Origin of the sequence: Microvirga roseola (assembly GCF_020866965.1) — a bacterium.
GTDB lineage: Bacteria > Pseudomonadota > Alphaproteobacteria > Rhizobiales > Beijerinckiaceae > Microvirga > Microvirga roseola.
In genome coordinates, this window is record NZ_JAJATX010000095.1 from 1 (window position 1) to 10,005 (window position 10,005).

A 10,005-nucleotide genomic window follows, 5' to 3' on the forward strand; every position below is an offset into this window, starting at 1 on the left:
CGCTTCACCCTCGGCTCACTGATGAAAGTGCCAAAGTAGTGTTAGAGGGTGTCTGGATGTTCAAATGGGTGCATGGGCTAGAGGGTGTCTGGAAATTAAGCTGCTGCATGGGCTAATCTTTTGGTCATGGGGCGGCTCATCGCGAGGTAAATCCACGTCTCAGTGGCGGCCGAGAGGCGTTCCCAATCCTTGGCCAATCGCCGATTCCGCATGAGCCATGCGAACGTGCGCTCCACAATCCAGCGCTGGGACAGAACCGCAAACCGAGCCGGCATCTCAGGGGCAGGTTGATCGATTGGCACCCATGCCCAGCGCCGCGGCCGCTTCACGATCAGCAGCATCCATCCGACCTCCGTTGCCAGCCAGGAAGCCAGACCCTGGTATCCCATATCGGCAAACAGCCACTCCACATCCGGATAGCGGCTTCTCAGGTCTGCCAACACGGCTTCAGCCGCGCGGCGGTCATGCACATCAGCCGGATGCACCAGCACGTGCAGGATCAGTCCTTGCGTGTCGACCACCAGATGGCGCTTGCGGCCGGAGATCCGCTTGCCACCATCATATCCCCGCACCCCGCCGGCCTCGCTGGTACGCGCGGTTTGACTGTCGATGATGGCGGCATGGGGCTGCGGATCTCGTCCGGCGAGCATGCGGATGCGTAGGCGGAGAGCATCATTGATGCGCTGCCAGGTGCCACGCTGCCGCCATCGCCGGAAGTGGTCATACACACTTTGCCACGGCGGAAACTCGTACTGCAAAGTACATAAGCTGACGATGCACCGCCTCTCAAGCGAGTTACGGCGCCCGAGTCCAACCAAAATCCATCGCGCCGCCTATTGCATTACTCCTGCAAAACTCATCCACCTCGCAATCGAGTCAATCTCGCCGTTGTCAGGCGCTCGGAGAGGGCTTTGACAAGGTACGAATCCTCTAGAGAGGGCAGAGTCTGGATCAGCTAACAGCACGCCCACGAATGTCGATGCGACGAGCCAGCTTCCAAGCTCTCCCAGACGATTTCCGCCACTGGCTTCCGCCTCGGCCAGCAGATAGAACCATAGGGGTGTGCGCTCGTGCAGTCCAGATTGCGTGTTCTTCAAAAAATCCCTCAGAGCCGGCTTGGCGGCGAAAAGTGCCGACACGTCGCTAATTGGATCTGTTTCGAGTGCACCACGCTGCCGAAGATAGTTGTGAAGTGCCTGACCCGTTGCGAGCCGCATATTATATCCCCGCCGGAGATTTCGGCGTGCAAGATGTTTGAACAGAGCCTTAGTACCAACATCCGGTTCGTTTCCCTCGTGCACCATGTTGCCAAGGGCAGGTGCGATTGCCGTATCTATTTTTCGAGCAAACCGGGCAGGTTGCCCATCGGTCCCATCGTGCGGTGCAACCCCAACGAAGCGCGCCCAGTCGACAACCCAATTTTTCGGCAACCTCTTTGTCTCGGCAAGGCTTCCTCCACCACCCGTGAACTTGAACAAAGTGTCGAGCGAGGTGTTCGGAAGGACACCGTCTGGAGAGCGTCCAAAATTCTTGTTGTAGTCATAGAGCGCACGAACCATCGAGTGGCCGAACCGAAACGCCGCGACAGAAAATTCAAGTGGCAGTGCGTTGCCGAGCCTGGTGTTTTGACGTCGCTCATCGAACTCCGCTCGGAACCTGAAAAAGTGCGATGCACGCTCTTGGAGCACTCTGTTCACGACAGCTGGCTCGCAAACGCCTTTCAAGTAGCCCTCCACAATGAGCCACTGATAGTGCAACCGTGTAAGCAACTGGGCTGAAGCAAAATCTGACAACCAGCCTGTCTTGCGACTGGCAAGGAAGTCGACTGCTTTGTTGTGAAACCGGAGGACGCTAACGTGAAACTGTGCAAGCACGAGATTCTCGTCGTTGCGGAAATCACCGATCAGAGCCCTTTGATCTAATCCAGACGAAAACTTTTTGAACTCCTCTTCCCCCATTGAGGCTTGGGCGAGCCTGAGGGTCGCATCGCGCACAGACGCTTGGACCTGGACATAACGTGACAGGTCCCGATGCTCGTCCAGATCGTCAGGAAGCGGCCCGGGATCAGTGGCGGTACCAACTCGCATTTTGTTAGCGTGTTTGGGATGTCGCATACCTGAAATGACGGTGACTACGTCTGTTGTTATCCCGGCACCAATAGGCGAACCGCCATAAACCCCATCTAGATCAAACCGTGGAGATCGCGCGTTGCGGAGCTGGGTTTCAACTGTTGAGGATGATACCGGCGGATGAGCATTGACCACACTCGTGATCGCGCTTTCCCGTTCCGTGCGTGCCGTTAGTTCATGGCCGAGGAACTGTCCCCAATAGGTAAGGATTGGAGGCATAGTGGAGTCCGATGGCGACCCCCCATCCGACTGCGCGTTCATCCCGACAGCGTCCACCATAAGACTCCCAAGTTCGTCGAGCTCGCCCAGGATTTCAGCAGTTTCTGGTAGATATTTCTCGGGTGCATCCAGCGGCGGCACCAAATATCCAAAGTCCGCCTGTTCATCAACGGCAGCATCGGTCCCTACGGGCGGAGCCGTAGCACTACTGCGCATACTTCTTAGATACTTTTGAGGAATCTCGATGCCTGCCTCTTCTACCTCTGCCTTTTCTCCGCCGCTGTGGGACTGGAACAAGAGGGTCATTGTGGTTTCCTCATCCTTGAGCTGGAGGACATGCTCGGAATCAGCCGAGCGCAGTGACGACACGCAACATAAGAACAAAGGTGGCGTTGTCACTGCATTGCTCGTTGCAGATGTCATCTCCTTTCCATGTGTCTTGCAACAGGACGCCTCATCAGTACGGTCTATCTCTGTCAGGAGTCAGCCCGAAGTCGGCGGGAACTCGAGCCCGTGAGGAAAATCACAGATCGTGTAGCTGCAGGTAAAACCTCCAGCGCCGAAAATGGCGGTAAACGTGGAATCTGGTACGACCGGCTCTTGTGCACACATACTGAGCTCATCCCAAAGCGTTGCCACCGCTCTGCGCGCCCTTGAAGAAGACCATGATCTGCCGGAGCCACCAAATTTTTGCGGCACTGCGGGCTGGCTACAACAAATTTCCCACTGTCACAGATCTAGAAGGTATGATCCCGACCGACATTGCCTTGTGCGCCAAAGCACTCCAGTCGAAGGAAACGGTCGCCCGGCTGCCACCATCCCGCTCATTAGGTCTCATTTAACTGATGAACGCCATATCTGAGCGGCAGAGATCCAGGGCTTTTCTCGCACTTTCCCAATCAGTAGGCCCCAGCATCTCAAGGCGACACTAAGGTATGTTGCAGATGCAATACGCTCCTCGGGTTCTGAAATCACCGTGTAGGATCCGGACTGGACAAATTCATGTCATTTTAAGCTGGAACCCGCCCGCTATGTCCAACATCTTTGAACAGATTCTCCTCGCCAGGACAGTTACTGTAATCGCTCGCGTCCTCCTCACTCTCCCGTTCTGGGGTAGCGCGCTGGTGAAGCTGATCGATTTCCAAGGCGGTGTTGCGGAAATGGCTCATTTCGGCCTTGAGCCAGCGGTTGCTTTCAACATAGCAACCATTGTCGTGCAGACGGTTGGCTCACTTCTAGTTATCCTGAACTGGTGGACGTGGCTCGGCGCCGGAGCCCTGTGCATCTTCACCGCACTCACTATTCCAATCGCTCACCACTTCTGGAGCATGAGTGAGGAGCCGAGTCGAACAATCGCATTTCATACTGCGGCGGAACATGTAGGGATGATCGGGGCGTTGATTATTGTCTCACTTCTCTCTGCACACCGTATCAGCAGCGTGGGGCGCTCCGCCAAACAAGCGTCCGCCCGCCCTATGGGCAAAGCACACTGAACTCCATATTCATGATCGACTGTGCAGTGTGGCCAGTGCCGCTGCATAGCCTGGGTTACCCGACCAGAAGCCTGTCTGTGGCGTCCTCCCTCGGGGAGGCACAGTAGGTATGAGCAAATCATGCGTGTTTTGTAGCGATCGTGATTCCGGCAGATGATCTGCTAGAAATTGATAGCCGCCTACGACTTGCGAACTCAAGAGCACAGTCACCCGAGATGGATGGCGAATGACCCGATCGCGCAGATTTCGTCACGCAGCTCCAACCACACCGCTCCACCTCGCCATCCCAGTTCAATTTCCCAGTTCAATGTGGAGCACTGGTGGTGCTGGCACTCGAAAAGCATATTGTACCCCGCCCAGCTACCAATCTGCTTGAAACACATTGGATGAACGCAGGCCGCGAAGGGTTTCAAACGGTCTCAATTTCGCCCCTTATGCTCAGCTGCAAGGGAGGCGGGTAGGGTAGACTCAGTACCATTACACCCGATCGGTCATTCTAGCTTGAGAGCACAGAACGTTGAGGCCAGTGAGAAGTCGCAAGAGTTCCAGGGAGAGGATTCTCGATGCCGCCGGGGAGCTCGTGCGCGAAATCGGAGCGGGACGGCTGACACTTGATGCTGTTGCTGAAAGAGCTTGCCTCAGCAAAGGTGGTCTCCTCTATAGTTTTCCCACGAAGGAGGCTCTGCTACAGGGTATGATCCAGCGTCTTGTCGATGAGGTTTCGGCCGAGCGAGAGATCCTTCGAGCCGAGGTCGTGACCGGGCGAAATCTGGAGGCGCGCCTTCTTGCAGCGGTGCTGCTTAAGCTACGCAAGGGCAAGAGAAAGGAGATTGTCAACGGCATGCTCGCCGTTTCGGCCGAGAACCCGCGTCTGCTCGCGCCTTTGCGCAAGGTTATCGAGCTTAACCTACAGAGGCTAAAGTCGACATCAGATGACCTGGACGCAGCACTCCTAGGCTGGTTAGCGGTTGAGGGCTTGAGTAGCTTGGAAATGCATGGCCTCAGCCCTTTCTCGAAGGCGGAGCGCATTCGGATCGCTCACGCGGTTGAGGCCCTTCTACTGAACGGTGTCGCTGATCAAATAGACCCTCAGGTGGACCGTAGTCGGGCAGAGGCATAGGAAGAGGGCATCAAACTGTTTGTTTCTCTTGTGCTGCCGATCATTACTGTGGCAGCGGCTTTGTTCTATTCTGCCCTACTCTGGAACCGAATTCATGGGCGAAATTTGTTGATTGATGCCATTCCAGGTCTGTTGTGCTCATGCCTCGCCCGACTCCGCAGAACTACGAACTACTGCTGCACTCATCTTGCAAAGGCGTCTAGCGCCGTTAATCCATAGCCGCCTGGGGTGCGGCATCGGCTGGTAAAATTACTCCTCAACCGGAACTGCTCCATAACGCACCGCATCGCTCCAGGTCTTGTGCCTCCTCCGCACTCCTAGTGACAAGTTGATGGTAGGTTCTATCGATCTGCCTGATCGTCTCGCACAGCCCCACACCTTTCTCCGACAAACGGACGCGGGCAGAGCGGCGATCCCACTCGGATGTTGTCCGGACGATGTACTCACCTTCGGCTAGGCGTCTCAGAATATAGGAGGCATTCGAACCCAGATAGTAGCCCCGCTCGATCAACTCACGCACTGAGAGTCAGCCGTCCCGATCGTGAACAGCATCATCACCTGTGAGAGGCTTAGATCAGTGATGCCGGCCTTGATCAGGTCATTCCGCATCAGATCGAGCGAGCGCCGATGAAGCCGCTCGACCACCCGGATGTCGACTGCAGACCGTCGCGGGAGAACACGTTCGTCACCGTCAGGGCCCAAAACGTCTGGCCGGTGCTGAGCGCATCATGAGCGAAGTCGAGGCTCCAGGCCTCATTCGTGCACTTGGGTTGGCGGCCACAAGGGTCCCGTCCCCGAAGTTGGACCGCATCATGTGAGAATTTCCGGTCCTGGATCAACTTCAGGCGCGCCTAGAACCCGGTGAAGTATGACCGTCGGCGGCCAATCAATGATCGCTCCTTGCGGTCTCACTTCGTTGTACTCAACGCGACGATACTCCGCCGCCTGGGCAAGCAGAAAGGAGTGCATTGTCGCAATCCTTTCATTTGTAACCCACTCCCAATTTTATGTCGCACAGTCGAAAGGGATCGCGCGTAGGAAAGCCCGCACGTTAGCACAAACCTGACGATCAAGCAGGCAGGTAGAACGCATGATGCAGCTCATGCAGTCATGCGAATGCCCACTTCTTTCCCAGATCATTACTCACGCGGTTTATGTGTTCTTCAGGCTCCGTCCAAGCCAGCAGCTGATTGAGGAAAAAAATGAGTCTGCTTTCGTACGACCCAGACTTGAGCGAGACAGAGATCCTTGAAGAGCTTAGTTTGTGGGGCCGCAGCCTTTCTCAAGCATATCTTGCATCTGCCCGAAGTGCCCTCGAGAAACTAGTGGGCCGGCAAAATCTTTTGGCTCCATACCAGCTTGAGCGAAGGAAGGGTGGCTATGCGCGTACCTTGCTATTCAATGATGGCGGTATGAGCGTCTATGCCATTGTCTGGAGCCCATTCTGCGAGACAAGCATTCATGATCATCACTGTTCCTGTTGCTTCGGTATACTGAAAGGCTCTCTTGAGGAGATTTGGTTCCGCCCCATAGGTGAAAGTCAGGTTGTTGTCGCCGAACGGGCTATCCGCCCTCCCGAATACATCGCTTGCATGCTGCCGTCCAACTCCAAAATCCATCAAATGAGAAATAGCAGTTCGGAGGAGGCCATTTCGATCCACATTTATGGATTCGATCATAACATGCACGGCTCGTCGATACTTCGTGAATACAAGCTCGCATCTGGAGTCTGAGGTGTATTGTGGCTCTAATAATACCCGCATGACGAAGCTGCGCTGCTCGAGGGGAGGGGGTGCTGACGGACACACAAAGGGTGATCGTAGAGCCGCTGGTGGAGCAATGCCCGCCTGTCGGCAAGGCGCTACCGCTGGAGCTACGGCGCAGGTTCGAGGTAATCCTCTTGCGACACGAGAACAGATACCAGCGGCGGGATACTGCGCTGCATTGAGCCCGCAATTGGGGGGCTGCTCAGACCTTCATCCACCAGGCTCGTTCAGATGTTGATTGCGTCTGCTGAGCATGTGAAGGAGAACGGTGCGCAACAACGCAAAGGGTGGTGTTCTGCATTGGGTGCAGGTCCTACCTGAACGGTAGCCGCTATCCGAGAAGAGATCCTCCATTGAAGGATGGCGGCTGAGAAGGCGGATTGAGGCATGTGCAACCACTTGAGCAGTTTACTTATTAAGTCTCGCGGTGAGATTAGACAGGACGGATGAACTTAGTCTGAGGGCTATGCGGGTGGATATACCCGAGAGCCCACTTCTTGAACCGAGTTGAGGCGGACAATGGCCACGCGATACTATTTCCATCTTACCAGCGGTGAGACATCCATCCAGGATGAGGAAGGTATCGAGGCAGCTAGTATCCAAGTTGCCGTGGCCTCTGTCATGGCAGCAGTCGAAGAAATTCGCGCCCTAGATCCGTCGATATTCGATCAGTGGTGGGGCTGGCAGCTTGCTGTTGCCGATGCTTCACGTCAGACGGTGCAGGTAATACATCTCGCATCTCTGTTCGCCGAACACTGAGCATGGTTTTCGAATCCGACATTCTAGCACGCCAAGCTTCTAAGAAGCAGTTTACGCAGCATCTCCGGTTCGCCGCGTAGGGAGATCCTCCATGGCGGCTGCAATCCAGAAAAAGCTGCCAGAGGTTTTGGTCAACACGAAGCGACCCAAACGAATTGAGCCAAATCTTGATGGGCTCTGCCTCAATGGGCGTGAGAGTGTGCACATTGCTAGGCGGCGAATGACAGGGTTAATACTACACGTGTAACAGCTGTGTCCCGCCCGGTCATGACAGCGAAACAACGCCATTCTCACTATTAGCGAACACAAGCGAAGACTGCTGTAGCTTGGAAAGGTGATCAATGTGTTCAGAACGTTCGGGATTAGTCGCGAGCACGAAGGAAACCCGCTGGCAAACAAACATCGTGAAGGCCACATCAAGACGCCCAATGCAGTGGGTTATAGCCAGAATAGTACACGCAGCCTTTCAGCGCAGATGGATGTGCCTGCCGACGCTGACATGCCACGATCGGGTATCTCAATGAGACTATCAGCGCTACTTCGCTGCATCTTTGATGGGTTCGCCATATGCGGCATGTGTTTCTACGGGTATCCTACATATGAGACTGACCTGGAGGGACGGTTGGAGCAATCGCGGCGAGAGACTGTGGACGGCGGACAAGAGCGCAATACGCTTTAATCTAGTGATGGCCGAGCTCCGAACAGTTTCTGCGACTGCTGATCATGCCAATCGATTTGGCGGCGAGGTGGCCCGAGCGATACCGGATTCAATGGACCTAGCAATCCCGTGACGACATTCGCTAGAAGCGAGCATGAGATTGTCCGCCGATGGGACAGATTCAAGAAGGCTTCCGCTTTGCGTCAGATGGGGAATTATTGCTGGCCATTGGGAGGTTGCGCGACGAGCGCTTGAAGCGGTCTACCGCCTCAGCCGGGCCAGCGCCACCTTGGCGCGCCGCATGCCGCGCCGCTTGGCCACCTCGAGCGCCAGCGCTTAAGCGCCGAGAAGCGCACGGCCCGCGTCAGCAGAATGGGGGCTCCCTCGGAGAGCGCCGTGCGCACCATCGGATCGCCGACCCGGCTCACCGCCCCGGTGATGTCGGTCTCGCCCGACTGGTACTTCCTCGGCGTCAGGCCAAAGTGTGCGCCCACTGCCCGCGAGCGCGAGAAGCGCTCGGGATTGTCCACCGTGGACGTGAAGGTGACCGCGATCAGGGCTCCCACGCCCGGCACGCTCATCAGCCGCCGGCAGACCTCGTTCTCCCGTGCGAGGCTCAGCATGGCGCGATGCAACCGGGCGAACTCGGTTTGCAAAGCCTCCCGGGCGCGCAGCATCGCCGCGGCGACCTTTTCCAGCATCGCATGCCCGGCGGTCAGCGTGCGCACGCGCGCCGCGAACTGGCCCTTGCTGATCTCGCCCACCTTCAGGCCAAAGCCGCGCAAGAGACCACGCAGGCTGAGCTCGATGTCGCGCATCTTGGCCTGCAGCTGCTTGCGGGCCATGAGCAGGGCGCGGACTTCCTGGGCCGGGGGCGACTTGCAGTGGACGGGGCGGAACCAGCCCATGCGCAGGAGCTGGGCGATACCTCTCGCGTCGCGGCGGTCGGCTTTGACGATCATGGCCGAGAGCGCTGCCTTCACATGCCGGGTCTCCAGCAGCACGACCGCGAAGCCAGCCTTCTCTAAGCCCGCATGCAGCCACTGCGAGAGCGGACCGGCTTCCAAGCCGACGCGGGTGAGCGGCACGTCCAAGTCGGAGAGAAAGGCGGCGAGCGCCTCAGGCTCGCGGGCGACCTTCGCCTCGCGGACGATCTGTCCTGTGGCATCGAGAATGCAGACGCTGCTCAGTTCCAAAGACACGTCGATCCCGGCACAATAGTCCATGGCTGTTCCTCATGATGCTTGGGGCCGATCCGCTCGGACCCCGTCTCAACACCATCACTCTGAGGGACAGCCACCCCGTTCCGCTACTGCGTGAGCAGCAGGCCCATTACGGCATCTAAGCGGAGCGCCCACCCTAAAAGGACAGCGAGGGCTCACTCGGACGTAGCAAAAGCTTGGTAGATACCTTGCGATGCCCAAAGCTAAAGGTAAGGTGATGCGGGCGGCCGAGAGCCCATCGCAAGAGGAGCGGAGTGTCCAGGGCACGCATATTCCCAAGACGGCGCCGAAGCCTGACCCGGAGCCGCCCTCGTTCACGGCGCTGGGCCCCATACGCCGCCGATGACATCCTCCAACTCTCGGGGTCGAGGATCAAATCCGCGACGATCTTCTTCAATACTACGTTCTCTTCCTCAGGCTGCTTAAGGCCCCGCATCTCCGGCGGGAGCAGCCTGTCCTATCTCTTCTTCCAGCTGGAGTAAGCCGGCCTGCCCGTGCTTTGGAATGACCGGCTTCTGGGCGTCCGAACACTGCGAGGCTTTCATCGTCTGCTCCTCTTAGCTTCTGGCCATGTAGCTTGTTGAAGTCTTAGAGCCCGTTTGAGAATTGCTACGGTTGAGCGATGCGCCGGAGCATAA

General features: G+C 56.9%; 7 protein-coding genes and 1 pseudogene. 4 read left to right on the top strand and 4 right to left on the bottom strand.

The window, feature by feature from the left end:
* Window positions 1-95: 95 nt before the first annotated feature.
* Window positions 96-758: an IS5 family transposase gene (locus LG661_RS23455; protein WP_230534410.1), complete on the bottom strand. Its 663-nt coding sequence runs from the start codon at window positions 756-758 to the stop codon at window positions 96-98.
* A gap of 75 nt (window positions 759-833) precedes the next feature.
* Window positions 834-2,654, bottom strand: coding sequence for a peroxidase family protein (locus LG661_RS23460; RefSeq protein ID WP_230534411.1), 1,821 nt, complete (start codon window positions 2,652-2,654; stop codon window positions 834-836).
* 725 nt (window positions 2,655-3,379) lie between these two features.
* Between LG661_RS23460 and LG661_RS23465 the strand changes: the two genes are divergently transcribed.
* Window positions 3,380-3,841, top strand: coding sequence for a DoxX family protein (locus LG661_RS23465; protein ID WP_230534412.1), 462 nt, complete (start codon window positions 3,380-3,382; stop codon window positions 3,839-3,841).
* A 580-nt stretch (window positions 3,842-4,421) separates the two neighbouring features.
* The gene (locus LG661_RS23470) at window positions 4,422-4,961 is read left to right on the top strand and encodes a TetR/AcrR family transcriptional regulator (RefSeq protein ID WP_230534413.1); all 540 of its coding nucleotides are present in this window, start codon (window positions 4,422-4,424) and stop codon (window positions 4,959-4,961) included.
* Between the two features lie 256 nt (window positions 4,962-5,217).
* Here LG661_RS23470 and LG661_RS25595 read toward each other — a convergent pair whose 3' ends face one another.
* On the bottom strand, window positions 5,218-5,481 hold the full coding sequence (locus LG661_RS25595) for a winged helix DNA-binding protein (RefSeq protein ID WP_407666827.1): 264 nt from the start codon (window positions 5,479-5,481) through the stop codon (window positions 5,218-5,220).
* Window positions 5,482-6,163: 682 nt separating this feature from the next.
* Between LG661_RS25595 and LG661_RS23475 the strand changes: the two genes are divergently transcribed.
* Together LG661_RS23475 and LG661_RS23480 are read left to right on the top strand one after the other, a co-directional pair.
* A complete protein-coding gene (locus tag LG661_RS23475; protein WP_230534414.1) occupies window positions 6,164-6,694 on the top strand; it encodes a cysteine dioxygenase in 531 nt (176 codons plus the stop codon).
* A 552-nt stretch (window positions 6,695-7,246) separates the two neighbouring features.
* Window positions 7,247-7,486: a DUF6894 family protein gene (locus LG661_RS23480; protein WP_230534415.1), complete on the top strand. Its 240-nt coding sequence runs from the start codon at window positions 7,247-7,249 to the stop codon at window positions 7,484-7,486.
* Window positions 7,487-8,417: 931 nt separating this feature from the next.
* Here LG661_RS23480 and LG661_RS23485 read toward each other — a convergent pair.
* Window positions 8,418-9,370 (bottom strand): annotated as a pseudogene (locus LG661_RS23485) (IS110 family RNA-guided transposase); the annotation flags it as partial.
* Window positions 9,371-10,005: the final 635 nt, after the last annotated feature.

Coding starts and splice junctions, on each gene's coding strand:
- LG661_RS23460 (WP_230534411.1), bottom strand. CDS start 2,654: ATGACCCTCTTGTTCCAGTCCCACAGCGGCGGAGAAAAGGCAGAGGTA.
- LG661_RS23465 (WP_230534412.1), top strand. CDS start 3,380: ATGTCCAACATCTTTGAACAGATTCTCCTCGCCAGGACAGTTACTGTA.
- LG661_RS23475 (WP_230534414.1), top strand. CDS start 6,164: ATGAGTCTGCTTTCGTACGACCCAGACTTGAGCGAGACAGAGATCCTT.
- LG661_RS23480 (WP_230534415.1), top strand. CDS start 7,247: ATGGCCACGCGATACTATTTCCATCTTACCAGCGGTGAGACATCCATC.